At 63.1% G+C, this 25,421-nt stretch carries 24 protein-coding genes; 17 read left to right on the top strand and 7 right to left on the bottom strand.

The window, feature by feature from the left end; genetic code table 11:
- A partial coding sequence (locus I6E39_RS06750; protein WP_235380844.1) for a putative DNA modification/repair radical SAM protein occupies window positions 1-799 on the bottom strand: 799 nt, incomplete at its 3' end.
- A 249-nt stretch (window positions 800-1,048) separates the two neighbouring features.
- Between I6E39_RS06750 and acpP the strand changes: the two genes are divergently transcribed.
- From acpP to I6E39_RS06685, 13 genes are all read left to right on the top strand, one after another.
- Entirely contained in the window at window positions 1,049-1,285 is a 237-nt protein-coding gene (acpP, locus tag I6E39_RS06745) for an acyl carrier protein (protein WP_268842221.1), read from the top strand.
- A gap of 90 nt (window positions 1,286-1,375) precedes the next feature.
- The gene (locus tag I6E39_RS06740; RefSeq protein WP_235380843.1) at window positions 1,376-1,801 is read left to right on the top strand and encodes an acetyl-CoA carboxylase biotin carboxyl carrier protein; all 426 of its coding nucleotides are present in this window, start codon (window positions 1,376-1,378) and stop codon (window positions 1,799-1,801) included.
- Between the two features lie 4 nt (window positions 1,802-1,805).
- Window positions 1,806-3,191 (top strand): acetyl-CoA carboxylase biotin carboxylase subunit, encoded by a 1,386-nt coding sequence (gene accC, locus I6E39_RS06735; protein ID WP_235380842.1) that lies wholly within the window; start codon window positions 1,806-1,808, stop codon window positions 3,189-3,191.
- Between the two features lie 42 nt (window positions 3,192-3,233).
- The gene (gene accD, locus I6E39_RS06730; protein WP_235380841.1) at window positions 3,234-4,088 is read left to right on the top strand and encodes an acetyl-CoA carboxylase, carboxyltransferase subunit beta; all 855 of its coding nucleotides are present in this window, start codon (window positions 3,234-3,236) and stop codon (window positions 4,086-4,088) included.
- Entirely contained in the window at window positions 4,088-4,912 is an 825-nt protein-coding gene (locus tag I6E39_RS06725) for an acetyl-CoA carboxylase carboxyltransferase subunit alpha (RefSeq protein ID WP_235380840.1), read from the top strand. Before accD ends, I6E39_RS06725 begins: the two co-directional genes overlap by 1 nt.
- A complete protein-coding gene (locus I6E39_RS06720; protein WP_235380839.1) occupies window positions 4,909-5,847 on the top strand; it encodes a beta-ketoacyl-ACP synthase III in 939 nt (312 codons plus the stop codon). Before I6E39_RS06725 ends, I6E39_RS06720 begins: the two co-directional genes overlap by 4 nt.
- A gap of 270 nt (window positions 5,848-6,117) precedes the next feature.
- A complete protein-coding gene (locus I6E39_RS06715; protein WP_235380838.1) occupies window positions 6,118-7,053 on the top strand; it encodes a nitronate monooxygenase in 936 nt (311 codons plus the stop codon).
- Window positions 7,044-8,135, top strand: a complete 1,092-nt coding sequence (locus I6E39_RS06710; protein ID WP_235380837.1) for an NAD(P)H-dependent flavin oxidoreductase — start codon at window positions 7,044-7,046, stop codon at window positions 8,133-8,135. Before I6E39_RS06715 ends, I6E39_RS06710 begins: the two co-directional genes overlap by 10 nt.
- Entirely contained in the window at window positions 8,132-9,064 is a 933-nt protein-coding gene (fabD, locus tag I6E39_RS06705) for an ACP S-malonyltransferase (RefSeq protein ID WP_235380836.1), read from the top strand. The genes I6E39_RS06710 and fabD overlap by 4 nt, the downstream gene beginning before the upstream one ends.
- On the top strand, window positions 9,061-9,804 hold the full coding sequence (gene fabG, locus I6E39_RS06700) for a 3-oxoacyl-[acyl-carrier-protein] reductase (RefSeq protein WP_235380835.1): 744 nt from the start codon (window positions 9,061-9,063) through the stop codon (window positions 9,802-9,804). The genes fabD and fabG overlap by 4 nt, the downstream gene beginning before the upstream one ends.
- A 13-nt stretch (window positions 9,805-9,817) precedes the next feature.
- Window positions 9,818-11,059 (top strand): beta-ketoacyl-ACP synthase II, encoded by a 1,242-nt coding sequence (gene fabF, locus I6E39_RS06695; RefSeq protein WP_235380834.1) that lies wholly within the window; start codon window positions 9,818-9,820, stop codon window positions 11,057-11,059.
- A 4-nt stretch (window positions 11,060-11,063) separates the two neighbouring features.
- Window positions 11,064-11,510, top strand: coding sequence for a 3-hydroxyacyl-ACP dehydratase FabZ (gene fabZ / locus I6E39_RS06690; RefSeq protein ID WP_235380833.1), 447 nt, complete (start codon window positions 11,064-11,066; stop codon window positions 11,508-11,510).
- Between the two features lie 85 nt (window positions 11,511-11,595).
- Window positions 11,596-12,045: a MarR family winged helix-turn-helix transcriptional regulator gene (locus I6E39_RS06685; protein ID WP_235380832.1), complete on the top strand. Its 450-nt coding sequence runs from the start codon at window positions 11,596-11,598 to the stop codon at window positions 12,043-12,045.
- A gap of 53 nt (window positions 12,046-12,098) precedes the next feature.
- Here the strand turns inward: I6E39_RS06685 and ptsP are convergent, their stop codons facing one another.
- The 3 genes from ptsP to I6E39_RS06670 are packed head-to-tail and all read right to left on the bottom strand — an operon-like array spanning window position 12,099 to window position 14,939.
- Window positions 12,099-13,694, bottom strand: coding sequence for a phosphoenolpyruvate--protein phosphotransferase (gene ptsP, locus I6E39_RS06680; protein ID WP_235380831.1), 1,596 nt, complete (start codon window positions 13,692-13,694; stop codon window positions 12,099-12,101).
- 22 nt (window positions 13,695-13,716) lie between these two features.
- A complete protein-coding gene (locus tag I6E39_RS06675; protein WP_235380830.1) occupies window positions 13,717-13,974 on the bottom strand; it encodes an HPr family phosphocarrier protein in 258 nt (85 codons plus the stop codon).
- Complete coding sequence (locus I6E39_RS06670; RefSeq protein ID WP_235380829.1) at window positions 13,971-14,939, bottom strand: carbohydrate kinase family protein; 969 nt, start codon at window positions 14,937-14,939, stop codon at window positions 13,971-13,973. The genes I6E39_RS06675 and I6E39_RS06670 overlap by 4 nt, the downstream gene beginning before the upstream one ends.
- A gap of 237 nt (window positions 14,940-15,176) precedes the next feature.
- Here I6E39_RS06670 and I6E39_RS06665 point away from each other — a divergent pair, with 237 nt between their 5' ends.
- The 4 genes from I6E39_RS06665 to glsA all read left to right on the top strand — a co-directional run bounded on the left by I6E39_RS06665 (window position 15,177) and on the right by glsA (window position 21,219).
- On the top strand, window positions 15,177-16,559 hold the full coding sequence (locus I6E39_RS06665) for a sodium-dependent transporter (RefSeq protein WP_235380828.1): 1,383 nt from the start codon (window positions 15,177-15,179) through the stop codon (window positions 16,557-16,559).
- A 466-nt stretch (window positions 16,560-17,025) separates the two neighbouring features.
- Window positions 17,026-18,042, top strand: coding sequence for a TAXI family TRAP transporter solute-binding subunit (locus I6E39_RS06660; protein WP_235380827.1), 1,017 nt, complete (start codon window positions 17,026-17,028; stop codon window positions 18,040-18,042).
- Window positions 18,043-18,188: 146 nt separating this feature from the next.
- Window positions 18,189-20,159 carry a TRAP transporter permease gene (locus tag I6E39_RS06655; protein ID WP_235380826.1) on the top strand — a complete coding sequence of 657 codons (1,971 nt, stop codon included), beginning with the start codon at window positions 18,189-18,191 and terminating at the stop codon, window positions 20,157-20,159.
- A gap of 142 nt (window positions 20,160-20,301) precedes the next feature.
- Window positions 20,302-21,219: a glutaminase A gene (glsA, locus tag I6E39_RS06650; RefSeq protein WP_235380825.1), complete on the top strand. Its 918-nt coding sequence runs from the start codon at window positions 20,302-20,304 to the stop codon at window positions 21,217-21,219.
- A 52-nt stretch (window positions 21,220-21,271) separates the two neighbouring features.
- On the opposite strand, the gene I6E39_RS06645 is transcribed toward glsA, so the two are convergent.
- Genes I6E39_RS06645 through I6E39_RS06635 form a run of 3 tightly spaced genes read right to left on the bottom strand, consistent with a single transcriptional unit; the run spans window position 21,272 to window position 25,418 of the window.
- Window positions 21,272-22,219 (bottom strand): TIGR03943 family putative permease subunit, encoded by a 948-nt coding sequence (locus I6E39_RS06645; RefSeq protein WP_235380824.1) that lies wholly within the window; start codon window positions 22,217-22,219, stop codon window positions 21,272-21,274.
- Window positions 22,220-22,230: 11 nt separating this feature from the next.
- Complete coding sequence (locus tag I6E39_RS06640) at window positions 22,231-23,484, bottom strand: CobW family GTP-binding protein (protein WP_235380823.1); 1,254 nt, start codon at window positions 23,482-23,484, stop codon at window positions 22,231-22,233.
- A 29-nt stretch (window positions 23,485-23,513) separates the two neighbouring features.
- On the bottom strand, window positions 23,514-25,418 hold the full coding sequence (locus I6E39_RS06635) for a S41 family peptidase (RefSeq protein WP_235380822.1): 1,905 nt from the start codon (window positions 25,416-25,418) through the stop codon (window positions 23,514-23,516).
- Window positions 25,419-25,421: the final 3 nt, after the last annotated feature.

The raw sequence follows: 25,421 nt of genomic DNA, 5'->3' as shown, positions 1-25,421 counted from the left end.
GGGCGGGGAGCAGGGGGCTGGAGGACACGGGCATATAGGCGGAGTAGAACACCCGCTTCAAGTGGAATTTATCATATAGGTTTTGGGTCAGAGTCAGGATCTGGCGGTCGCTCTCCGGGGTGGCTCCCACGATCATCTGGGTGGACTGGCCCGCCGGGGCGAACCGGGGGGCGTGGCGGTACACCTTCAGTTCCTCTTGGGAGACGGCGATGCCGTCCCGGATCTGTTTCATGGGGGCCAGAATGGCCTCCTTTTTCTTGTCCGGGGCCAGGAGGGCCAGACTGGGGGAGCTGGGCAGCTCAATATTCACTGACAGCCGGTCAGCCAGCAGCCCCAGCCGCCGGGTCAGCAGAGGGTCCGCCCCTGGGATGGCCTTGGCGTGGACGTAGCCCCCGAAGCGGTACTCCTCCCGGAGCAGACGCAGGGTCTGGATCATCAGCTCTGTGGTGTGATCGGGATTTTGGATGACCGCCGAGGAGAGGAACAGACCCTCGATATAGTTGCGGCGGTAAAAGCCCATGGTCAGCTCGCACAGCTCCCTGGGAGAAAAGGCGGCCCGGGGCACGTCGTTGGAGCGGCGGTTGACACAGTACTGGCAGTCATAGACACAAAAGTTAGTCATCAGCACCTTCAGCAGGGAGACGCACCGCCCGTCGGCGGAGAAGGAGTGGCAGCAGCCGGCCATGGTGGTGCTGCCGATGGCCCCGGGCCTGCCTGCGCGGTCCAGGCCGCTGGAGGTGCAGGCGGCGTCATACTTGGCGGCGTCAGCCAGAATGTTCAGCTTGTCCAGCAGTTCCATAGGATGACCCCCACGTCTGAAACAAACATTTGTACTACTATTATAGAACTAACGTTTGATATGTCAAGTGGAAAATGAAGTAAAAATGGGCGAAGGCAGCAGTCTGCTTTGTGGAGAATGGGAAAAGCAGCCAAACCCCCAAAAATTCAGCTTGACATTTGACGGAAAGTTCCTATAATAATTCTCAAGCATTTTACCTAAAATATTTTAACTAAAATGCTTGAACAAATTTGAGAGGAAGTTTGACCTATGGAGATCAATTTTGAAACTGTACGCGACATCATTGTGAACACCCTGAGCTGCGACGCGGAGCAGGTGACTGCCGAGACCAACCTGTTCGAGGATCTGGACGCCGACTCCCTGGAGGCGGTGGAGCTGTCTCTGGCGCTGGAGGAGGCTTTCGGCGTGGGCATTGCCGACGAGGACATGACCAAGATCCAGACCGTCAGCGACATTGTGGCCTATCTGGCGAGCAAGAAGCAGTAATGCGGAAACGCGGGGGCGGCGTGGCGTTGCCCTCCCGTTCGGCTCTTTGCGGGTCGAAGATATTTGCGTTTTTAGGATAAGGAGTTGTCCATGGAATTACAGGAACTTTACGGTCTGATGGAGCGCTTTGCCTCTTCCGGCCTGACGGAGCTGGAGTGGCAGCGGGAGGACGGGAAGGTCCGTCTGTGCCGGGCTCCGGCCTCCGGAGTCCGGGGGGAGAGCGCCCCTGCCGCGGCACCCGTCCCCGCCCCTGTCCCGGCGGAACGGGGAGAGGAAAACGATTTGGTGAAGGCTCCGCTGGTGGGCGTCTTTTATGCCGCCCCCGCCCCGGGAGAGGCTCCCTTTGTCGCTCCCGGCGCCCAGGTGAAAAAGGGGGAGACCCTCTGCCTCATTGAGGCCATGAAGATGATGAGCGAGATCCCCGCCCCTGCCGACTGCGTGGTGGAGGAGGTCCTGGCCCGGGACGGGGAGCTGGTGGGATACGGCGACCCGCTCTTCCGGATTCGGAAGGTGTAAGGCCATGCTGAAGCGCGTTTTGATCGCCAACCGGGGCGAGATCGCTCTGCGGATCATCCGGGCCTGCCGGGAGCTGGACGTGGAGACGGTGGCCGTCTATTCCCAGGCCGACGAGAGCTCCCTGGCCGCCCAGGTGGCGACCCGGTCCCTGTGTATCGGACCCGCCCGGGCGTCGGACAGCTACTTGAACCAGGAGGCCCTGCTGACGGCGGCAAAGGCCACCGGCTGCGACGCCATCCACCCGGGCTATGGCTTTTTGTCGGAGAACCCGGACTTTGCCGACCGGTGTGTGGAGGCCGGCCTGCGGTATATCGGCCCCTCCGGCGACGTGATCCGGAAGATGGGCAGCAAGGCCGCTGCCCGCACCCTGGCCCAGAACGCCGGGGTGCCGGTGGTCCCCGGCTCCGACGGCCCTCTTTCCGGGGTGGTCCAGGCCAGGGAACTGGCTGACCGGGTGGGCTATCCCGTCCTGCTGAAGGCCTCGGCCGGAGGCGGAGGCAGAGGGATGCGCCAGGTGGATGGCCCCGAGGACTTGGAGCGGGCCTACCAGGCCGCTCAGGCCGAGGCGGTGGCCTGCTTCGGAAACGGGGAGATGTATCTGGAGAAGCTGATCCTCCACCCCCGGCACATCGAGTTCCAGATCATGGCGGACGGCCAGGGCCATGTGGTCCACCTGGGGGAGCGGGACTGCTCCATCCAGCGCCGCCGCCAGAAGCTGGTGGAGGAGTCTCCCTCCCGGGCCCTGACCCCGGAGCTGCGGGAGCGGATGGGGGCGGCCGCCGTGGCCGCCGCCCGGGCCGCCGGCTATGTGGGGGCGGGCACAGTGGAATTTGTCCTGTCCCCGGAGGGTGACTTTTATTTTATCGAGATGAACACCCGTATTCAGGTGGAGCACCCGGTCACCGAGCTGGTCACCGGCGTGGACCTTGTGCGGGAGCAGCTGCGGGTGGCCGCGGGCCTGCCCCTGTCCTTCACCCAGGAGGACGTGCGGGTGTCCGGTCACGCCATCGAGTGCCGTATCAACGCCGAGGACCCGGAGCACGACTTCCATCCCTGTCCGGGGAAGACGGAGTTCCTCCACCTTCCCGGCGGACCGGGGGTCCGGGTGGACACCGCCCTGTACACCGGCTATGAGGTGCCGCCTTATTACGACTCCCTGGTGGCCAAGGTGCTGGTCCACGCCCCTACCCGGCTGGAGGCCATCCGGCGGATGCGCCGGGCGCTGGAGGAGCTGGTCATCGAGGGCTACCCCACCAACGCCGCCCTGGCCCATCTCATCATGCACGACCCGGAGTTTGTCCGGGGCCAGTACGACACCAGCTTCCTGGACCGAAATCTGGAAAAGCTGCTGGAGCTGGCCCGGACCTGTGACCATCTGATGGACGGATAAGACGGAACTGCGTGGACGTTGCGACGACGAAAGGAGTAAGCGGTGAATCGACTATTCAGCCAGCGCCGGGACCGGCTGCTGACTTATCAGGCCATGCGGGAGGGAAAGACTGCCTCCTCCCGGCGGGTGTCCTGCCCCGGCTGCGGAGAGGAGAGCGGCGCCTTGGACTGGAGCCGCAACGGACAGGTCTGTCCCCGGTGCGGCTGTCACGGGCCCATCGGAGCCTACTACCGCCTGTCCATGATCCTGGACCCCGGCTCCTTCCGGGAGCTGGAGGAAAAGCTTGCTCCCGCCGATCCCCTGGACTTCCCCGGCTATCCGGAGAAGCTGGCGGCGCTGAGAGAGGACACCGGCCTGCGGGACGCCGCCGTGGCGGCTTTGGGCAGGATCGAGGACCACAAGGCGGTCTTTGTGGTTCTGGACAGCCGGTTTCTCATGGGCAGCATGGGAACGGCGGTGGGGGAGAAGGTGACCCGGGCGGCGGAGTACGCGGAAAAGCGGAAGCTGCCCCTGGTCATTTTTTCCGCCAGCGGCGGAGCACGGATGCAGGAGGGGATCTTCTCCCTGATGCAGATGGCCAAGACCGCCGCCGCCATCCAGCGGTTCCAGAGCGGGGGCGGGCTGTACATCTCCTGCCTCACCCACCCAACCACTGGCGGGGTGACCGCCAGCTTCGCCTCTCTGGGAGACATCATGCTGGCGGAGCCCGGGGCCCTCGTCGGCTTTGCGGGCCCCCGGGTCATCGAGCAGACCATCGGGGAGAAGCTGCCGGAGGGCTTCCAGCGGGCCGAGTACTTGCTGGACCACGGCTTTCTGGACCAGATCGTCCCCCGGAGCCAGTGGCGGCCTGTGTTGGGCCGGCTGCTGGCCCTCCATGAGAAGGGGGGACGCGGCTGATGAGCAAGTACACGCCGGAGGAGAAGGTAAAGATCGCCCGGAACCCGGGACGGCCGGGAACGGCGGATTTTATCGACGCGCTGTTTACCGATTTCTTTGAGCAGCGGGGGGACCGGCTCAGCCGGGAGGACGGCAGTATCCTGGGCGGCATCGCCCGGTTCCATGGCCGTCCTGTCACGGTGCTGGGCCACCGGAAGGGAAAGAACCTGGAGGAGAACCTCCGCTGCAACTTTGGAATGCCCGGGCCTGAGGGCTACCGGAAGGCTCAGCGTCTGATGGCCCAGGCGGAAAAGTTTGGCCGGCCCATCATCACCTTTGTGGATACTCCCGGGGCCTACCCGGGGAAAGAAGCTGAGGAGCGGGGCCAGGGCGAGGCCATCGCCCGGTGTCTGGCTCTGATGAGCTCCCTCACCGTCCCGGTCATCGCCGTTGTTACCGGTGAGGGAGGGAGCGGCGGAGCTCTGGCTCTGGCCGTGGCCAACCGGGTGCTCATGCTGGAGCACGCCGTCTATTCGGTCCTGTCCCCCGAGGGCTTCGCCTCCATCCTGTGGAAGGACGCCTCCCGCAGCGGGGAGGCCTGCGCCGTCATGAAGCTTACCGCCCAGGACCTGCGCCGGGGCGGCATCGTCCAGGGGGTCCTGCGGGAGCCGGAGGGAGGCGCCCATACCGACTGGCAGGCCACCTTCCACACGGTGGACGCGGCCCTGAAAAAGGAGCTGGCCGCCCTGGACAAGCTGAAGGGCCCCGCTCTGGCCCAGCAGCGCTATCAAATGTTCCGCGCCATGGGGCAGGGCCTGCCCCCGGCCGGAAAGGAGGAACCATGAGCGCACCCAAGATCCTCGCCACCGGCCGGTGTCTGCCCAGCCGGGTGGTGACCAACGAAGAACTGAGCCGGCAGGTGGACACCAGCGACCAGTGGGTGTTCAGCCGCACCGGCATCCACAGCCGCCGCTTCTGTACCGGAGAGTCGGGCCTGGACCTGGCGGCGGGGGCGGCCCGTCAGGCGCTGGACCGGGCGGGGCTGAAGCCGGAGGAGGTGGGGGTGTGCCTGGTGGCCACCTTTACCCCCGACTATGCCAGCCCCTCCATGGCCTGCCTGCTGCAAGAGCGGCTGGGACTGAAGGAGGATACCCTCTGCTTTGATCTGAATGCCGCCTGCGCCGGTTTTCTGTACGGCCTGAAAACGGCCCACGCCCTGCTGGCCGAGGCCGCCCGGCCCTATGCCCTGGTGGTGGGCTGCGAGGTGATCAGCCGGGTGCTGGACATGACCGACCGGAACACCTGCGTCCTCTTTGGGGACGGCTGCGGCGCGGCGGTCATGGAGCGGGACGAGTCCGCCGTCTGGCACACTGTATTCGGCTCCCGGGGAGACCCGGCCAGCATCATGGTGGAGGGACCCGGTCCCGTCCCTTCCGCCGTTCATATGGACGGCAAGGCGGTGTTCCGCTTCGCGGTGGAGGTGGTGGAGGCTTCCATCCGGCAGCTGTTGGAGGCGGAGGGCTGCTCCATCGACGATCTGGACCTGGTGGTCTGCCACCAGGCCAACGCCCGGATCATCGACCATGTGGCCAGAAAGCTGAAGGCTCGGGAGGGGCTCTTTTATAAGAATATGGCCCGCTACGGCAACACGTCGGCGGCCAGTATCCCCATAGCTCTGGACGAGCTGGTCCAGGAGGGGAGTCTGAGTCCCGGAATGCGGGTGCTCACTGTGGGCTTTGGCGGCGGCCTCACCTGGGCCGGCGCCCTGCTGAGATGGTAAATTTTAGTTTATCGTTTCATGTAGGGTGAGGGCTTGGTAGGGCGGGGGCTTGCCCCCGCCGTATTTTGGCGGCGTCTTGCCCCCGCCGTATTTTGGCGGCGGCCCCAAGGGGCCGCCCTACGGGCGGGGCGTCCAGAGGCCGCCCCCTACGAAGCCATATTGTGAACCGTGCGTAGGGGGCGGCGTCCCCGACGCCCCATAATACATCCATAAACTAAAATTTACCGTCCACTCATTCAACCAACGGAATCATCCGTAAGGAGAAAAATTATGAAGCTGAACGAATTGCTGGGGACTGAGTTCCCACTGATCCAGGGCGGCATGGCCAACATCGCCACCGGAGAGTTTGCCGCCGCCGTGTCCAACGCAGGGGCCCTGGGCCTCATCGGCGCGGGCGGAATGAACGCCGACATGCTGCGTGAGCACATCCGCCGCTGCAAGGAGCTGACGGATCGGCCTTTCGGCGTCAACATTATGCTCATGAACCCCGCTGCCCCCGAAATGGCCAAAGTTGTGGTAGAGGAGGGCGTAAAGGTGGTCACCACCGGCGCCGGCGTCCCCAGCCAGTTTGTCCCCGCCTGGAAGGAGGCCGGCATCAAGGTATTCCCTGTGGTGTCCGCCACCGCGCTGGTCCGCCGTCTGGCCCCCCTGGGTGTGGACGGCTTCATCGCCGAGGGCACGGAAAGCGGCGGCCATGTGGGGGAACTGACCACCATGGCCCTGGTGCCTCAGGTCTGTGACATGACCGACCTGCCCGTCATCGCCGCCGGCGGTATTGCCAGCGGACGGCAGCTGGCCGCCGCCTTCGCCCTGGGGGCCTGCGGCGCTCAGATCGGCACCTGCCTGCTGGTCAGCGAGGAGTGTCCCATCCATGACAACTACAAGCAGGCCCTGCTGAAAGCCAAGGACAGCGACACCACCGTGACCGGCCGTTCCGTGGGAGCTCCCGTCCGTATTCTGAAAAACAAGATGGCCCGGGAGTACCTGGCCCGGGAGAGGGCCGGCGCCGACAAGATGGAGCTGGAAAAATATACGCTGGGCTCCCTGCGCCGGGCGGTTTTTGAGGGCGACACCAAAACCGGCTCCCTCATGGCCGGCCAGGTGGCGGGAATGCTCCATGAGATCCGTCCCCTGCGCCAGATCCTGGAGGAGCTGTACCGGGATGGAACGTCTGTTTTAAAGACAGCGGAGGAGACATGGCGGTAACGATCGGGAGCAAGACCCTCCCCCTGCCCATTTTGCAGGGCGGAATGGGCGTGGGCGTCAGTCTGGACCGGCTGGCAGGGGCCGTGGCCGCCTGCGGCGGGATGGGGACCATCTCCACAGCCGCCTGCGGATTCCAGGAACCGGACTTTGACCGGGACCCCAGGGAAGCCAACCTGCGGGCTCTGGCCAGACAGGTCCGAAGGGCCAGGGAAATGGCCAAGGGGGCGGGACTGGTGGCGGTCAATGCCATGGTAGCCACCACCCAGTATGCCGACAGCATCCGTACCGCCCTGCGGGCCGGGGTGGACGCGGTGGTCAGCGGCGCGGGCCTGCCCATGGATCTGCCCGCCATCGCCGCCGAGGTGCCGGAAAACCCCGCCGCCCTGGCCCCGGTAGTCAGCAGCGGCCGTGCCGCCGGACTGATCTGTAAGGTGTGGGACCGCCGCTACCACAGGGTCCCGGATTTTGTGGTGCTGGAGGGCCCCCTGGCGGGAGGGCACCTGGGCTTTTCCCCGGAAGAGGCCAGCCAGGCCCAGGCCGGACGGCCCAAGTCTCTCAACGTCCTGCTCCGGGAGGTGCGGGAGGCCCTGGCGCCCTTTCAGGAGAAATACCGGCGGGACATCCCGGTCTTTGTGGCCGGCGGCGTCCGTAACGGCGGCGAGATGGCCCGCTACATGAAGGAGGGCGCCGCGGGAGCGCAGTTCGCCACCCGGTTCATCGCCACCGAGGAGTGCGACGCCAGCGAGGGATACAAGCAGGCCCTGCTGAAGGCCACGTCCGAGGATGTGGTCATTGTCAAAAGCCCCGTGGGGCTGCCCGGCCGGGCCCTTCACAGTCCGCTGATCCGGCGGGTGGAGGCGGGCGTCCAGCCCAAGCCGGAGCGGTGTATCCGCTGTCTGGCGGCCTGCGACCCGGGGAATGCCCCCTACTGTATCTCCAGGGCCCTGGTCGCGGCCCACCGGGGGGACTGGGAAAACGGGTTGTTTTTCTGCGGCGCCCATGTGGAAGACGTCACCAGCATGTCCACGGTGCGGGCCCAGATGGATCAAATTATGGAAGAATGGAGGAACGCCTCAGTATGATCGCGTTCGTATACGCCGGCCAGGGAAGCCAGAAAGTGGGCATGGGCCGGGACTTTTATGAGCGGTATCCGGATTTCCGTACCGTCCTCAACAGCGCCCCTGCCGACTTCGATCTGAAGGAGCTGTCCTTCCAGGGACCGGAGGAGAAGCTGGCCCAGACCCGGTATACCCAGCCCTGCATGGTGGCCTTCGCCGTGGGAGTTACCGACCTGCTGTACCGGCGGGGCGTCTATCCCCAGGCGGCGGCGGGCCTGTCTCTGGGGGAGTACTCCGCCCTGTATGCCGCCGGGGTACTGGACCGGGACACCGTCATCCGCACCGTCGCCCTCCGGGGCCGGGCCATGGAGGAGGCCGCCGCCGGTCTGGACTGCGGTATGACCGCCGTCTTGGCGCTGGACCGGGAAAAGCTCCAGCAGGCCTGTGACGAAGCTTCTTTGCTGGGTGTGGTCCAGATCTGCAATTATAACTGTCCCGGCCAGCTGGTCATCGGCGGCGAGCGGGCCGCTGTGGACAGGGCAGGCGAGATCGCCAAAGAGCTGGGTGCCAAGCGCTGCATGCCTCTGAAGGTCAGCGGCCCCTTCCATACCCGGCTGATGAAGCCGGCGGGAGACGTGCTGAACCGGCATTTTCAGACCATTTCCTTCCATAAAATGGAGATGCCTGTCTACTTCAACTGCAAGGGCGCGCCCAAGTCGGAGGAGGAGTCCATTCCCGCACTGCTGGAGCGGCAGGTCCAGTCCTCCGTCTACTGGGAGGACACTATCCGCCGCATGGAGGCGGACGGGGTGGATACCATCGTGGAGATCGGGCCGGGCAAGACCCTGTCCTCCTTTGTGAAAAAGACCGCCCCCTCCATCAAGACTTACAACATCGACACCGCCGACGACTTTGAGCGGGTGACGGCGGCGCTGAAAGGAGAAGACCTATGACCATGAAGGGATCTGTGGCTCTGGTCACCGGCGGAAGCCGGGGGATCGGCCGGGCTATCTGTTTGGAGCTGGCCTGCCGGGGGGCGTCTGTGGCCGTCAACTACGCCGGGAATGAGGCGGCGGCCCGGGAGACCGTGGAGGCCTGCCGTGCCCTTGGGGCGGAGGCGGAGCCCTTCCGGGCCGACGTGTCCCAACCGGAGGCCTGTGAGGAGCTGGTGAAGGCGGTGAAGGACCGCTTCGGTAAACTGGACATCCTGGTCAACAACGCCGGGATCACCCGGGACGGTCTGCTGATGACCGCCAAGGAAAGTGACTTTACACAGACTCTGGACACAAACCTGAAAGGGGCCTACTTCTGCATGAAGGCCGCCTCCAAGCTGATGATGCGCCAGCGCTTCGGCCGGATCGTCAACCTGTCCAGCGTGGTGGGCCTGCGGGGTAACCCGGGCCAGACCAGTTACGCCGCCAGCAAGGCGGGCATCCTGGGCCTGACCAAGTCCGCGGCCAAGGAACTGGCCGCCCGGGGGATCACCGTCAACGCCGTGGCCCCCGGCTTCATCGACACAGATATGACCGCCGTTCTGCCCGAGAAGGCCAGAGAGGCTATGCTGTCCACCATCCCCATGGCCCGCCCCGGTGCCCCGGAGGACGTGGCCCGGGCGGTGGCCTTTTTCGCGGAACAGGATTCCGCCTATATCACCGGCCAGGTGCTGTGTGTAGACGGCGGCATGGCCGTTTGACGAGGTGAAGAAGATGGAAAAGCGCAGAGTAGTCATCACCGGCATGGGCACGGTGAACCCCATCGGCAACACAGTGGCCGAGAGTTGGGAGGCGGTGAAGGCGGGCAAGTGCGGCATCGCCCCCATCACCCGTTACGACACCGCCAACCAGAAGGTAAAGCTGGTCGGCGAGGTGAAAAATCTGGACGTGGACGGCCTGCTGGGCAAGCGGGAGAGCAAGCGGATGGACCCCTTTACCCGGTTTGCCCTCATTGCTGCCGATCAGGCCGTGGCCGACAGCGGCCTGGACCTGGAGAAAGAGGATCTGGACCGCTGCGGCGTCCTCATCTCCAGCGGGATCGGCGGCTTCGAAACGGTGGGGGAGGCCTATGAACGGGGCCTGGCCCGGGGATTTGACTCCGTGTCCCCCTTTATGATCCCCATGATCATCTCCAACATGGCCGCCGGCCACGCCGCCATCCGCTATGGCTTCCGGGGCATGTGTTCCTGCGTGGTCACCGCCTGCGCCGGCGGCACCAACGCCCTGGGCGACGCCTTCCGCCATATCCGGGACGGCTATGGCGAGGTAATGCTGTGCGGCGGCGCCGAGGCCGCCATCACCCCCCTGGCCATGGGCGGATTCACCTCCATGAAGGCACTCACCGAGAGTCAGGACCCGGCCCGGGCCTCCATTCCCTTTGACGCCCAGCGCTCCGGCTTCGTCATGGGGGAAGGAGCGGGCGTCCTGATGCTGGAGGAGTATGAGCACGCCAAGTCCCGGGGCGCCAAAATCTACGCCGAGGTCATCGGCTACGGCGCCAACTGCGACGCCCACCACATCACTGCTCCCGCGCCCGGCGGGGCGGGGGGCGCCGCCTGCATGACGCAGGCCCTGGCCGACGCGGGGATCGCCCCGGAGGAGGTGGACTATATCAACGCCCACGGCACCTCCACCCCCATGAATGACGCCTGCGAGACGGCTGCCATCCACAGCACCTTCGGCGGTCATGCCCAGAAACTGCTGGTCAGCTCCACCAAGTCCATGACCGGCCACCTGCTGGGGGCCGCCGGCGCGGTGGAAGCCATTTTCACCGCACTGGCCCTGAAGGAGGGCTTCGTCCCCGCCACCATCGGTTACCGGGAAGCGGACCCGGCCTGCGACCTGGACATTGTGCCCAATGAGGGACGTAAGGCGGATATTCGGGTCGCCCTGTCCAACTCCCTGGGCTTCGGGGGCCACAATGCCGCCATTGTCCTGAGAAAATGGGAGGTGTGACGGGATGGAACTGAACATCGACCAGATCGAGGCCCTGCTGCCCCACCGCTACCCCTTCCTGCTGGTGGACAAGATCACCGACTGCCAGTCCGGACAGAGCGCCCGGGGCCTCAAGTGCGTGACTGCCAATGAGCCCTTCTTCCAGGGCCATTTCCCGGGCTATAAGGTGATGCCCGGAGTCCTCATCATAGAGGCGCTGGCTCAGGTGGGGGCGGTGGCCATCCTCACCGTGCCGGAGAACCGGGGCAAGCTGGCACTCTTCGGCGGCATCAAGAACGCCCGCTTCAAGCGGCAGGTCCGCCCCGGCGACGTGTTGGAGCTGGAATGTGAGCTCACCGCCCAGCGTGGACCGGTGGGCTTTGGCACCGCGACCGCCGCGGTGAACGGAAAGACCGTCTGCAAGGCGGAGCTGACCTTCGCGCTGACGGAAAATCCTGCCTCCCCTTGCTGAACGGTCAAACTTTTGGTATACTGGTTTCAAGACAAGGAGAAGGGCGGCTCCAAATGGGAGATCGGCCGGAGAGGGAGGAAGAACGTTGCTGGAGGATAGCTTTGCTGAGGTGTACACCAAATTCAAGCTTCATTTTTACCAGGAGATCTTTTCCCGGTTTCAAAGCCGGGAGGCTACGCTGACGGCGGTGGAGACCTTTTGCATGGAGATCATCCTGGCGCTGAAGGAGCCCACCATCAATGAATTTGCCTCCTTCGTCCATATTTCTTCCCCCAACGCCGCTTATAAGGTGAACAGCCTGATCCAGAAGGGGTATGTGGAGAAGATCCAGTCCCCCAAGGACCGGCGGGAGTATCATCTTCGTCCCACTCAGAAGTATATGGACTACTACAACATCAGCAGCAACTACCTCCAGGAGGTCATGGACCGGATCAAGAACCGGTTTACCCCGGAGGAGGCCAGCCAGCTGGACCGGATGCTCCAGGTGGTGGGCCAAGAGCTGATGCCCGAGGTCGCATTGAAGGAAAAGGATTAAAAGGACGCGAAAAGTCCCCGCTTGAGCGGGGACTTTTTTGTGTCAGAAGGCTTTCAGTTCAGATTCAGCTGCCGGATGTGCCGCCGCAGGGGGAGCAGGGTGGAGGGGGAGACAGACAGCTCGTCCACCCCCAGGCGGAGCAGCTGGGCGGTCATCTCCAGGTCGGCAGCCAGCTCGCCGCAAACGGCTGCCCGGCAGCCGTGGCGGTGGGCGCTCTCCACGCTCATTCGGATCAGTTCCAGCACCGCCGGGTGGTGCGGGTCGTAGGAGCCGGCGCTCTGCCGGTCGGCGGCCAGGGTGTACTGGGTCAGGTCGTTGGTGCCGATGGAGAAGAAAGACACCTCCTGGGCCAGTTGGTCAGCCATCAGGGCGGCGGCGGGGGTTTCAATCATGACCCCGATCTCCAGGGGGCCGGCGGCAGTCCCCTCCGCCTCCAGAGCCCGGCGGCACTCCTCCAGCAGCTTCTTGGCCCGGATCACTTCCTGGGGAGCGGACACCATGGGGAACATGACAGAGACGGGGCCGTAGACGGCGGCGCGGAGGATGGCCCGCAGCTGGGGACGGAACAGCTCGGGGCGGGCCAGGGACAGACGGATGCCCCGGCAGCCCAATGCGGGGTTCTCCTCGGCAGGCAGGTCCAGATAGGGGAGGGGCTTGTCCGCCCCCGCGTCCAGTGTGCGGATGACCACCCGGCGTCCGGCCATGGCCTGGACCGCCTGACGGTAGAGGGCGAACTGGGTTTCCTCGTCGGGACAACGCTCCCAATCCAGAAAGAGAAATTCGCTGCGGAACAGTCCAACCCCTTCGGCGCCTTGCTCCAGAGCGGCGGACGCTTCCGCTGGGCCTCCTATATTGGCAAGTAAGATCACCTTACGGCCATCCTGGGTCACAGACGGCAGGGTGGCCAGCTGATCCGGTGGTTGGCAGCTGGCCTGCGCCGCGGTGAAGCGGTCGAGAACAGCTTCGTCCGGGTCCAGCCACAGCTGCCCGGCGGACCCGTCCAGAGCGGCCCTTTGGCCCTGCCAGTTCTGGGACAGAGTGGGGACTACGATCAGGGGCAGCCCCATAGTCCGGGCCAGAATAGCGGTGTGGCTGGTGGGGGTGCAGGCGGTCAGGATTAGTCCCAACAGCCGCTCCTTGCCCCAACGCAGCAGCTGGCCCGGGGCCAGAGCTTCCGCTGCCAGCAGGACGGGGGAGGGGGGCAGAGGGTCTTCCTGCCGCCCGGTCAGATGGTCGGCCACCTGCTGTGCCACCTCTGTCACATCCGCCGACCGGGCCCGCAGATAGGGGTCCTCCAGAGCGGAAAAGGCGGCAGCGAAGCACCGGCCCGCCTCCAGAGCGGCTTGGTGGGCGGGAGTTCCCCCGCGGATCAGCGCCTCGGCGGCCTCCAGAAAGTCCGGGTCCTCCAGCAGCATGGCATGGATGTGGAGAATGTCGGCTCCGGTCTGGCCCGCTTGGGTCCGGGCGCTGTCCTCCTGGGTACGGAGGGCTTGCGCCGTCTGGCGGCAGGCCAGATGAAAGCGCTCCAGCTCCCGCTGAGGTATGGTGGACGCAGAGGACGGGGAGGCCTGCTCCCCGTCCCGCTGAAGAATATGAATGGGTCCCACAGCCATGCCGGGGGAGATGGGACGGCCGGTGATCAGTTCCATGCGCATACCTCCCGGAGCACGGTCACAGGTTCTGCCGGAAAAAGGCTTCCAGCAGGGCGGCGTCCTGCTCCTCCTCCGGCCCCTCCAGCGTGACGGTGACCTGATCCCCTTGGACCACGCCCAGGAGCATCAGCGCCATCAGCCGGTCGGCGGAGGCGGAGCGCTCCCCCTTCCGAACGGTGACCGCGCTGGTCAACCCCCTGGCCGTCTCCACCAAAAGAGCGGCCGGACGGGCATGAATTCCTACGGGATTCGTAATTGTATAGGAAAATTCCTTCACAGTGATACGCCTCCTGATGCGAATGTCTCCGGGTAGCTGAGCTCGGCCAAAGTTGGCATGGCGGGAATGGCTCCGCTGCGGGAGCAGGTCAGGGCGGCGGCCCGGTTGGCAAAGAAGAGGATCTCCTCCAGCTCGGCGAGGGAGAGGCCCTCCAAAGGCCCTGGAGTCCGCCGTGCCAGCCGGCTGAGGACCGCCCCCAGGAAGGTGTCGCCGGCGCCGTTGGTGTCGGCCACCTGGACGGGAACGCCGGGGACCAGGCCTGTGTTCCCGTGCCAGCGGTAAAAGACCCCCTTGGCGCCCAGGGTGACCAGGACCAGACGGATGCCCTTGCGGGCCAGCGCTAGGCAGCCTATCTCCAGATCCTCCGTGCCGGTGACCAGGGACAGCTCCTCATCGGACAGCTTGATAATGTCCACCAGGGGCAGGGGGAGGGTCATCCATTCAACGGCGGACTCCTGCGAGGGCCAGAGGGCGGGGCGGTAATTGGGGTCAAAGCTGATGAGAGCGCCGTTGGCCCGGGCCTGCCGGGCGGCAAAGATGGTGGCGGAACGGGACGGCCCGGCGGTCAGACTGACGGACCCGAAGTGGAGAAAGGTGGTATGCTCCGGCAGGTGGTCCTCCGCTTCCCGGGTATCCAGCGTCTGGTCGGAGCCACGGAGGAACCGGAAAGACCGCTCTCCTTGGGGGGAGACGGTCACCGTGGCCATGGTGGTGGGCAGGTCGCCCCGGCAGACGCCGTCAGCGTCCACGCCGTTGTCCCGGAGGGTGCGGATCAGGGTATCCCCAAAGCCGTCCCGGCCCACTTTGCCCAGAAAAGCGCAGGAGGCCCCCAGTCTGGCGGCGGCCACTGCCACGTTGGCGGGAGCGCCGCCGGGGTAGGCCGCGAACAGGCCGACCCCCTGGGAATCGGTCCCGATCTGGGTCAGATCAATGAGAATCTCGCCGATGGCGGTGATGTCGGGCATATCAGACTCCTCCTTTTCTCAAAATTTACAGGATCGACAGCGGCCGACCGCCGCCTGATCCTCTTTTTCTCATTAACATACTATATCATATTCCAAAAGGGGGAACAAGACCAATCGGTGCCAGAATCGGGCAATCCTTGACAGAATGGTTGACCGTCAGGGAAAATTTTAGTACAATGGACCCGTTGTAAAATGCACGGCCTTGGGCCGGCTGGATAGAAAAAGGAGGTTCTCCGAATGGAGAAAAGAGAAACATTTTCCTCGCGCCTGGGATTTTTGCTGATCTCGGCGGGATGCGCCATCGGACTGGGCAATGTCTGGCGCTTTCCTTACATTACCGGGCAATACGGCGGCGCCGCTTTCGTACTGGTATATCTGATGTTCCTGGTGATTTTGGGTCTGCCCGTCATGGTCATGGAGCTGGCCGTGGGCCGGGGGAGCCAGCGCAGCATCGCCCGTTCCTTCGATGTGCTGGAGCCCAAGGGCTCCAAGTGGCACTGCTACCGCTGGGTGGGCTTTGCCGGCAACTATCTGCTGATGATGTTCTATACCGTGATTGCCGGCTGGCTGGTGCTTTACTGCATCAAGATGGCGAAGGGCGACTTTGTGGGCCTGAATGCCGACGGCGTGGCCGGAGAGTTTGGGGGTCTGATGGGCCAGCCCATCACCATGCTGCTCTTTATGACCATCGTCATCGTGTTGGGTATGGCGGTCTGTCTCCGGGGCCTGCAAAACGGCGTGGAGAAGGTCAACAAGCCCATGATGCTGTGCCTGCTGGCGCTGATGCTGGTGCTGGCCGTCCGTTCCCTGACCCTGGAGGGGGGCGGAGAGGGACTGCGGTTCTACCTTCAGCCCAACTTCCGTAATCTGGTGTACGACGCCGATGGAAAGTGGATCCTGGGAGAGGTCATCTTCGCCGCCATGGGCCAGGCGTTCTTCACCCTCTCTCTGGGCATCGGCGCCATTACCATCTTCGGCAGCTACATTGGCAAAGAGCACTCCCTGGGCGGCGAGGCCCTGCGGATCTGCGCCCTGGATACCTTCGTGGCCTTTGTGGCGGGACTGATTATTTTCCCCGCCTGCTCCGCCTACGGGGTGGCCCCCGGCACCGGTCCCTCGCTGGTGTTCATCACCCTGCCCAATATTTTTAATGAGATGCCCATGGGACGGCTGTGGGGGACCATGTTCTTCGTATTCCTGTCCTTTGCCGCCATGTCCACCATCATCGCCGTGTTTGAGAATATTATTTCGTTCTCCATGGATCTGCTGGGCTGGAGCCGGAAAAAGGCGGTGCTGGTCAACTTTGTGGCCATCCTGCTCCTGTCCGCTCCCTGCGCCCTTGGCTTTAACCTTTGGTCCGGCTTTACCGTTCTGGGTATGGACATCTCCACCATTGAGGACTTTCTGGTCAGCCAGAACATCCTGCCCCTGGGCTCTTTGCTGTTTGTGCTGTTCTGTGTCAGCAAAAAGGGCTGGGGCTGGGATCATTTTCTGGCGGAGGCCAATACGGGCCATGGCCTGATGTTCCCCAAGGGCGTGCGGTTCTATGTGACTTATATCCTGCCCCTGATCGTGCTGTTCATCTTTGTCATGGGCTATTGGAACCAGTTTGGCGGCTGAGGAGGTCCATGAGGGGAGAACACAGGCGAGACAGCGGAGACTGGTTGATTTCAACAGAAATTTACCTGTGTTTTCGTCAAAATCACAACGATCTGAAAATTGGAAATGGGACGGCATAGAAAAGAAAAATAGGTAATTTTTCGGGACAAAACAGTTTGCCCATGGGAAGAACGAAACGAAAATATCTATTTTATGGAAAATTTCCTTGGAAATTCCAGCCGCGTCTGGAAGGCGGAACATTCGCAATCGGGAAAGGTTCCTTGTGAGGATTGACAAAGTTTTTGGATCGAAATGGTTTTTTGTTGCGGGAGGCAAATAAATATAGTATAATTTGCCGTGTTAATTGAATGGTGTGTAAATTCGGGGAGCCGCGCGGCTTCCGGCCGTCCATGGGAGGGACGGTGCTGAACTCGTTGCCCATTACAAGGTACGAACCAAAATTTTGGGAAAAAAGGAGTAAAAGAGTATGAAAAGAGTGTTTGCGACCCTTCTGGCTTCTGCGATGCTGCTGACCTGCCTGGCTGGCTGCGGCGGCAAGACTGACGGCGGTGCGGCTTCCGGCGGCGCTGCCTCCGGGAGTGCGGCTCCGGCCCCCTCCGGAAAGACTCAGATCCTGACCATCGGAACCGCCGATTCTACCGGCACCATGTATCCCGTGGGCGCCGGCGTGGCCTCCGTCATCAACGACAATGTGCCCGGCTTCAAGGTCAACGTTGAGACCTCCAAGGGCTCTCCCGCCAACTGCGTGAACATCCAGCAGGGCAACGTCCAGCTGGCCACCATCGCCGGCGATACCGCCCTGCAGGCCGTTGAGGGCAAGGGCAAGTTTGAAGGCCAGGCCTGCCCCGACATCCGCGCCCTGTGCGCCGTGTACGCCTCCCTGTCCAACTGGATCGCCCTGAAGGACAGCGGCCTGACCATGGTCCATGACCTGGCCGGCAAGAACGTCGCCGTGGGTCCTGAGGCCTCCACCACTGAGATCGCCGGTCTGGCCGGTCTGGCCGCCTGCGGCGTGGAGCCCGCTGAGAAGGTCAACCTGGGCCTGGGCGACGGCGCCAACGAGGTTGGCGATGGTGTCCGCGACGCCTCCCACGGCTTCGCCGGCGTGCCCATCGGCGGCCAGCTGTCTGTGGCCCAGACCAAGGACTGCGTGTTCCTGGGCTATACCGATGAGGAGCTGGATAAGGTCATCGAGGGCAACCCCTCCTACTACAAGACCGTCATCCCCGCCAACACCTACCCCGGCCAGACTGAGGACGTGGCTACCTTCGGCGTGAAGTGCCTGGTCTGCGTCAACGCCAGCCTGGATGATGAGACCGCTTACGCCTTTGCCGAGGCCATCGCCACCCACGTGGACGATCTGGTGGCCGCCCACGCCTCCATGACCTCCATGAAGGACCCCGACTTCATCTGCAACGATCTGCCCATCGAGCTGCACCCCGGCGCTGCCAATTACTATAAGGACGCTGGCATGCTGAAGTAATAGGCTGCGGTCTCGAAGCTAAAATAGTGTCAAGCCTTGTGCCGTACTGCCGTTTGAGTATTTGCTCAAACGGCAGTACGGGGTAATGGGAGGATTTAACAGTTTCTTTATAGCTTACCGCATTTGTGGAATTAAAGGAGAACTATATGGCTAAGGAAAAAAAGGTCAAGGAAATTGATGTGACCAGCCTTGACAGTGAATTGGCCGCCGCCAAAACACTGGAGGAGGGGAAGGGCTCGCCGTTTATCAAGGCAGCCTCTCTGGTCGCCATCCTCATGAGCCTGTTTCATATTTTTACCGGCTATCTGGGCCAGCTGTCCTATGTACAGCAGCGCGGCTACCATCTGGCCTTTGGTATCACCATCGTTTTGCTGGCCAATCCCCTGCATGAGCACTTCTTCAAGAAAAAATTCGCCCACGTCAAGCCCTTCGCGGTGTTCTCCCGCATCCTGGACGTGCTGCTGATCGTGGCGGTCTGGGCCGCTGTCTTCATGGCACAGGACGAGGTCTCCAAGATCTCCGACCGCCTGGGCGTGGTCACGCCTATGGCGACCCTGGCCGGCGCCTTGCTGCTGTTCATCGTGCTGGAGGCCACCCGCCGCTGCCTGGGCTGGATCATGCCCATCCTGGCGTTGATCTTTATCGGGTATGCCCTGGCTGGTCCCTATCTGCCGCTGGCGATTGCCCACCGGGGCTACTCCTGGACCCGCATCTTCCAGTTCCTGGCCACCGACCTGGACGGTATCTTCGGTACCACAATGAGCGTGTCGGCCACGGTCATCTTCATGTTCGTCATGTTTGGCTCTTTCCTGGAGCAGTCGGGGGCCAGCTCTTTCATCAACAACATGGCCTTCTCCCTGACAGGTAAGATCCGCTCCGGCGCGGCTCTGTCCGCCGTGGTGGCCTCCGCTCTGATGGGCACCATCAACGGCTCCGCCGTGGCCAACGTGGTGGGCACCGGTACCTTTACCATCCCTCTGATGAAGTCCCGTGGCTACAAAGCCCCCTTTGCCGGCGGCGTGGAGTCCGTGGCTTCCACCGGCGGTCAGATCCTGCCCCCGGTCATGGGTTCGGGCGCCTTCCTGATGGTCGCCTTTACCAATGAGCCCTACATTTCCATTGTTATCTGCGCCGTGGTGCCCGCTCTGCTGTACTTCATCGGCGCCGGCACCGCCGTGGTCTCCCAGTCTGAGATCGCGGAGATCGAGAAGGTGGACCCCAAGGATATTCCCAGAGCCCGGGATGTGCTGAAGGACGGCTGGATCTATCTGGTCATCATCGGCGTGCTGATCTACTGCCTGCTGGTGGCTCAGCTGTCCCCCCTGCGCTCCGCCCTGTACGCGTCCACCGCCGTTCCCATTGTCATGCTGTTTGACAAGAAGAAGCGGTTCCGTCCCAAGCACATCATCACCTCTATGGTGAAGTCCGGCTTCGGCGCTATGTCCATCGTCATGGGTTGTGCCTGCGCCGGTATCGTGGTGGCTATGACCTCCCTGACTGGCATCGGCGTGGTCTTCGGCGACATGATGATCAAGGCCGCCGGCGGCAACCTGTTCCTGTCTCTGGTCTTTACCGCCATGGCCTGTATCATCCTGGGCATGGGCCTGCCCACCACTTCCGCCTACGTCATCGCCGCCTCCATCCTGGCGCCCTCGCTGGTGACCCTGGGTCTGGAGACGCTTACCGCGCACCTGTTCGTGTTCTACTTCGCCTGCCTGTCCGCCATCACGCCTCCTGTGGCTCTGGCCGCCTACGCCGGCGCCGGTCTGGCCAAGTGCAGCCCCATGACCACCGCTGTGGAGGCCTGTAAGCTGGGCTTTGCCGGGTTTATCGCCCCCTTCGCCTTCTGCTACAGCGAGGCGCTGCTGCTCCGGGGCACTCCGATGGAGATCATCTCCGTGTGTATCTCCGCCCTCATCGGTACCGTTGTCATCTCCATGGGCTTCCAGGGCTGGCTGCTGTGGAAGCTGAATCTGCTGGAGCGGGCGGTCTTTGTGGCCGGAGGTCTGCTGATGTTTGTCCCCGGCACCATGACCGATATCGCCGGTCTGGCCGTGATCGCGCTGATGCTCCTCATCAACGTGAAGAAGTGGAAAAAAGTCCGAGCCGCTGCCTGATCCGTTTTGTTCACAAAAAGGGGACTGCCGTATATACGGCAGCCCCCTTTTTCTCTGTTATTTGACATTCTTCCGGGGATAAGATACAATATTTTTGAGGGACAATGGGGTCCCGGAAAAAAGGTCCAAGGAGGGACTTGATATGGAAGAACTGCTGGAGCAGCTGTTGGAGGAGTGCCGTCCCTACACGCAGAAGGGCCAGGTGGCCACCTATATTCCGGAGCTGGCAAAGGGCAACCGCGACGATCTTGGCATCTATGTGCTCCGCAGCGACGGAAGACATTACCAGGCAGGCGACTATCAGAAGTGTTTCACCATCCAGAGCGTGGTCAAGCCCATTCTGCTGCTGTTGGCGCTGATGGACAATGGGGAGGAGTACGTCCGTGCCCGGGTAGGTGTGGAGGCCACCGGCAAACCCTTTGACGCCATTAATGTCACAGACCAGACCCTGCTCAGCGACCATCTGAACCCGATGGTGAACATGGGGGCCATCGCCATGTGCAGCCTGCTCAAGGGTGCGGACTATCACGAGCGCTTCCAGCGCCTGCTGGAGCTGACCCGGAAGCTGGCCAACAACCCGGACATCCAGCTGGACGAGGCGGTCTATCTCTCGGAAAAGCGGACGGGCAACAAGAACCGTGCCCTGGCCTTCCTGCTGAAGAGCTACGGTCTGCTCCAGGACGATGTGGAAGAGGTGCTGGACTGCTATTTCAAGGCCTGCTCCATTTCGGTGAACAGCAAGGATCTGGCCAATATCGGCTTCGTCCTGGCCAACCGGGGCAAGCACCCCCAATCCGACGAGCGGATCTTCCCTAGCCGTTACGCCAACTATGTCAACGCCATCCTCATGACCTGCGGCATGTACGACGGCTCCGGCGACTTCGCCGTCAACGTGGGCGTCCCCGCCAAGAGCGGCGTGGGGGGCGGCATCATGGCCGTGGTGCCCACCCGCATGGGCATCGGCATTTTCTCACCCGGCCTGGATTCCAAGGGCAACAGTCTGGCGGGCATCCAGGTGCTGGAACGCCTGTCCAAGCGGATGTATCTGAGTATTTTCTGAATCAAAGCCAAAAAAGTTCCCGGCACGTTGTGCCGGGAACTTTTTTGTGTCTTTATCTGAAATAGACCAGAGGGTCCTCGGGCCGCTCCGCTTTTTCCACGCTCTGGGCATAGAGGACAACGCCCTCGCCCTCGTAGACGGCGGCCTCCTCCCATTTGATCTCGGCGGTGACGGTGATCCACTCGCCCTTTTTCAGGGACCGGACCTTGTCGTACTTGCACAAAAAGCCAAAGAACCGGATGTCCTCGGCACAGCAGGTCATGGCGTTGCGGCCGGGGACGAAGGAGCCCTTGGGCAGCCGCATCCCGGTCATGGCCTGGGCCTTGTAGGTGATGGTCTTGCCCACATAGCGCTCCGGGTGCTCCTGAATGTCCAGATACCAAATGCCGTAATCCGGGTCCTCCAGAGTGATGTGGGGCTCCTCCAGGGAGTAGGGGAGGATGTCCTCCACCTCCAGCTCCTCGCCCCGGTCGTCCTCAAAGACGATCTCACACATGCGGTTGGCCGCCCGGATGGAGCGCTTCCAGCCCGACATGGGCATGTCGGCGGTGCAGCGGTTGAAGAGGACCATGTCCGCCTCGGTGACCATGTCGATGATCATGGACTGCATGTTGTTCCGGTACGTCTCAAAGGTGGTGCCGTCGATGACGTCAATGGCCTGATAGAGACCCCAGTTTTTGGGCAGCTTCAGGTCCCGGAGGATCTGGATGGGCCACATGCCGTTGTACTCCATCAACACCCGCTCGGGCTGATAGCGGCGGTCGATCTCCTGGAGAAAAGCGGTATTCAGCTGCTCCTGGCTCTCAATGGGGATCAGACGGCAATTACGGTGGGACAGCTGCTGCTGGTCATACTCCTCCTCGCCGTCCTCGCACATGAGCAGAACGGTGCGCTGGCCGTCGTTGAAGTAGTCCATGTTCAGCGTGTCGGTGAGCAGGGTGGTCTTGCCGCTGTCCAGAAAGCCGGTGATCAGGTACAGGGGGATACGGGAATCTTTCATCCTCATTCACCTCACGCCAGCAGGAACAGTTTTTCCAGCTCCGCTTCCTTCAGATCGGAGCCGATGACACACAGGCGGCCGGTGTAGTCAGCGCCGCCTTCCCGGATCTGGAATTCGCCGGGCACCAGGTCGAAGTGGAGCCAGCTCTCGCCCTCCTCGCTGGGCACCATGCCCTTGGCGCGGAGGATGATGCCCATGTCCTCGCTCATGGCCAGAACGGACAGAATGTCCTGGAGCTCCTCACGGCTGTATTTCCGGGGCGTCTCACGGCCCCAGGAGGTGAACACCTCGTCGGCGTGGTGGTGATGGTGCATGGTGGAGTGGAGGCAGCTGTCGCACAGGTCGCAGTCATTGCAGGCGCCCTCACAGCCCAGCTCGGCGTGGATGGCGTCCAGCTCCTCCTGGGTGTGGTGGTGGCCGCAGCCGCAGGCATCATGGTCGTGCTCATGGTCATGGTGGTGCTCGTGCTCGTGGTGGTGATCATGGCAGTCGCAGTGCTCATCGTGGTCGTGATGATGCTCATGCTCATGGTCGTGCTCATGGTCGTGCTCATGGTCGTGATGGTGGTGCTCATGGTCATGGTCATGGCAGCCGCAGTCGCAGTGCTCGTCGTGCTCATGGTGGTGCTGGTGCTCGATCTCCTCCATCAGCTCCTGGGCCAGGGAGTGGCCGCCCTCCATGGCGGCAATGATCTGGGCCCCGGTGAGCTGGTCCCAGGGAGTGGTGAGGATGGCGGCCTTGGCGTTCTTTTCACGCAGGAGATGGACGGCGGCGTTCAGCTTGCCCTGGTCCATCTTCTGGGTCCGGGACAGGAGGATGGCGGAGGCGTGCTCCACCTGGTTGTTGAAGAACTCGCCGAAATTCTTCATATACACCTTGGCCTTGGTGGCGTCCACCACGGTGACAAAGCTGTTCAGATGCAGGTCGGGGGTGTCCTTCTGGACCCGCTCCACGGCGGCGATGACGTCGGACAGCTTGCCCACGCCGGAGGGCTCGATGACGATACGGTCGGGGGCGTAGTCGACCAGCACCTGCTTCAGAGCGGTACCAAAGTCGCCCACCAGGGAGCAGCAGATGCAGCCGGAGTTCATCTCGGTGATCTCCACGCCGGCGTCCTTCAGAAAGCCGCCGTCAATGCCGATCTCACCAAACTCGTTTTCGATGAGGACGATCTTCTCGCCCTTGAAGGACTCGTCCAGCAGCTTTTTGATCAGGGTAGTCTTGCCAGCCCCGAGAAAGCCGGAGATAATGTCAACTTTAGTCATAAAATGGTCAGTTCCTTTCCATAATTAGGTTACGAATTTTGAGAGGCGCCGCACCAGAACAGGTGGGTGACGTCCATCAGCTGATACAGTAGGCCCGCGGCCTGTCCCCGGTCGGCGGGAGCGGAGGGCTGGGACAGGTCCAGAGTGACGCCCAGCTCGGTCAGGTTCCGTGCCGGGACCTGGGCCCAGAGGGCGAAGTCATGGAACTTGCCCCAATCCCCGATGGTCAGCGGCTGCTGGCTGAGTTCATAGCCGTCCATGCTGATCCAGGCGGAGGCGGAGGAGAGGATGGTAACGATCTCCTGGTAAGTGATGGTGTCGTCAGGCCGGAAGGTGCCGTCCTCATAGCCGGCGATAAAGCCTTTGGAGGCCATAGCGGACACATAGGGGGCGTACCAGGCGCCGGCGCTGGTGTCGGAAAAGGCGGGGGCCTGACTGCCGGCGGGCAGATTCAGGGCGTTGGCCAGCAGAGCGCAGAACTCCGCCCGGGTGATGGTCTCCTGGGGGCGGAAGGTGCCGTCCTCATAGCCGGAGACCAGGCCATAGCTGGCCAGAGTGGCGACCTGCTCCTCCAGAGCCGGCTCGCCGGTCAGATCGGAGAAGGGGCAGCGGCTGGCATAGGGAAGCCCCAGTTCCCGGGTCGCGGTCTCGGGAGAGACGGCCTGCCAGCAGTTCCCATTCCCCCGGTAAAGGGCGGAAAAGGCGGGGGGGAGGGATTCCAAAAGCTCGGTAAAGGCGGGCTGGTTTTCCTTCTCCATGGCCCGGTCCAGGTCGATGTAAAAGGAGAAGCCGTTCAGCTCCAGCTTCAGATAGTCCTCCCGCTGGGAGATACGGGGTTCCTTGCCGGACAGCAGCAGGGCGGCCGCGGCGGTGTTCTCCGGGGAGAGCATCAGAGTGGGGAGGACCCCTACGATGTGGTTGGTGGTGCCGTCAGGGGAGAAGAAGCGGTAGGTGGTGATCTTCAGCGCGTCGCCATCAAAGATATCTCCGCCGGTATTGCTCTCGTCGAAGATGACCTGTGCGATGCCCTTGCCGAAGGTGCGCTGTCCCACGGCAATACCGAAGCCGTGGTCCCGGGCCGCGCCGGCAAAAAGCTCCGAGCCGCTGGCGGAGTGGGGGCTGGTGAGGATAATCAGGGGCTTGTCGGTCAGATCGGGGAAAGAGGAGCGGGTAAAGACGTAGTTATAGTTTCCCGCAGAGTCCCGGAAATAGACCATGATGGCGCCGCCCGCGAACAGACCGGCGGAGCCGGCCGCGGCTTCGCTGGTACCGCCGGGATTGCTGCGAAGATCCATGATCCAGACGGACACGTCCTGGTCCAGTGACTCCAGGGCCTCCTGAATGGTATCCACGGTACTGTCGCCAAAGCTGAGACAGTCGATGAGGCCGGCGTTGTCCAACTTGTCATATGTGACGATGGGGATGACCACGGCGCGGCGGACCAGGGTGTAGTCCCTCAGGGCGCCGTCGGCTTGACGGGCCACGGTGATGGTGACGGAGGTGCCCTCCGCACCGGAGATCATGGAGCGGACGTCGGAGCCCTCGGTCAGTGTGACGCCGTCCACCGCCACGATCCGGTCTCCGGCCTCCAAACCGGCCTCCAGGGCGGGGGAGTCGGGCAGGATGGACATGATGCGAAAGCCGCTGTCAAAGGCGGTCTGGATGGAGACGCCGATCCCCACCACCGCCTCGCCGTTGACCGAGGACAGGAAGCTCTGGTACTCCTCGGCGGACAGATAGACGGTGTAGGGGTCGTTGAGAGCCGCCAGGATCTGGTCCAGGGACTCCAGCGACAAGATCTCCTCCGGGATCTCGTCCACATAGTATTTCTGGAGCAGGTCCCGGGCGTCCTCCACCTCCAGCGCCGCGGCGGGCGAGGCGAAGAGGCCGAGGGTGAGGAGCAGGGCGAGAAGGGAAGCGAGTCGTTTTTTCATGAG

This window comes from Pseudoflavonifractor phocaeensis (assembly GCF_021531375.1).
Classification (GTDB): Bacteria; Bacillota; Clostridia; order Oscillospirales; family Oscillospiraceae; genus Lawsonibacter; species Lawsonibacter phocaeensis_B.
The sequence above is the reverse complement of the archived record's forward strand: the minus strand, read 5'-3'. Positions and strand labels throughout refer to the sequence as shown.

What these genes read in the sequence shown, in the direction of transcription:
- acpP (WP_268842221.1), top strand. Translation starts at nt 1,049, where the DNA reads ATGGAGATCAATTTTGAAACTGTACGCGACATCATTGTGAACACCCTG.
- I6E39_RS06740 (WP_235380843.1), top strand. Translation starts at nt 1,376, where the DNA reads ATGGAATTACAGGAACTTTACGGTCTGATGGAGCGCTTTGCCTCTTCC.
- accC (WP_235380842.1), top strand. Translation starts at nt 1,806, where the DNA reads ATGCTGAAGCGCGTTTTGATCGCCAACCGGGGCGAGATCGCTCTGCGG.
- I6E39_RS06725 (WP_235380840.1), top strand. Translation starts at nt 4,088, where the DNA reads ATGAGCAAGTACACGCCGGAGGAGAAGGTAAAGATCGCCCGGAACCCG.
- I6E39_RS06720 (WP_235380839.1), top strand. Translation starts at nt 4,909, where the DNA reads ATGAGCGCACCCAAGATCCTCGCCACCGGCCGGTGTCTGCCCAGCCGG.
- I6E39_RS06715 (WP_235380838.1), top strand. Translation starts at nt 6,118, where the DNA reads ATGAAGCTGAACGAATTGCTGGGGACTGAGTTCCCACTGATCCAGGGC.
- I6E39_RS06710 (WP_235380837.1), top strand. Translation starts at nt 7,044, where the DNA reads ATGGCGGTAACGATCGGGAGCAAGACCCTCCCCCTGCCCATTTTGCAG.
- fabD (WP_235380836.1), top strand. Translation starts at nt 8,132, where the DNA reads ATGATCGCGTTCGTATACGCCGGCCAGGGAAGCCAGAAAGTGGGCATG.
- fabG (WP_235380835.1), top strand. Translation starts at nt 9,061, where the DNA reads ATGACCATGAAGGGATCTGTGGCTCTGGTCACCGGCGGAAGCCGGGGG.
- fabF (WP_235380834.1), top strand. Translation starts at nt 9,818, where the DNA reads ATGGAAAAGCGCAGAGTAGTCATCACCGGCATGGGCACGGTGAACCCC.
- fabZ (WP_235380833.1), top strand. Translation starts at nt 11,064, where the DNA reads ATGGAACTGAACATCGACCAGATCGAGGCCCTGCTGCCCCACCGCTAC.
- ptsP (WP_235380831.1), bottom strand. Translation starts at nt 13,694, where the DNA reads ATGGAACTGATCACCGGCCGTCCCATCTCCCCCGGCATGGCTGTGGGA.
- I6E39_RS06670 (WP_235380829.1), bottom strand. Translation starts at nt 14,939, where the DNA reads ATGCCCGACATCACCGCCATCGGCGAGATTCTCATTGATCTGACCCAG.
- I6E39_RS06665 (WP_235380828.1), top strand. Translation starts at nt 15,177, where the DNA reads ATGGAGAAAAGAGAAACATTTTCCTCGCGCCTGGGATTTTTGCTGATC.
- I6E39_RS06660 (WP_235380827.1), top strand. Translation starts at nt 17,026, where the DNA reads ATGAAAAGAGTGTTTGCGACCCTTCTGGCTTCTGCGATGCTGCTGACC.
- I6E39_RS06655 (WP_235380826.1), top strand. Translation starts at nt 18,189, where the DNA reads ATGGCTAAGGAAAAAAAGGTCAAGGAAATTGATGTGACCAGCCTTGAC.
- glsA (WP_235380825.1), top strand. Translation starts at nt 20,302, where the DNA reads ATGGAAGAACTGCTGGAGCAGCTGTTGGAGGAGTGCCGTCCCTACACG.
- I6E39_RS06645 (WP_235380824.1), bottom strand. Translation starts at nt 22,219, where the DNA reads ATGAAAGATTCCCGTATCCCCCTGTACCTGATCACCGGCTTTCTGGAC.
- I6E39_RS06640 (WP_235380823.1), bottom strand. Translation starts at nt 23,484, where the DNA reads ATGACTAAAGTTGACATTATCTCCGGCTTTCTCGGGGCTGGCAAGACT.
- I6E39_RS06635 (WP_235380822.1), bottom strand. Translation starts at nt 25,418, where the DNA reads ATGAAAAAACGACTCGCTTCCCTTCTCGCCCTGCTCCTCACCCTCGGC.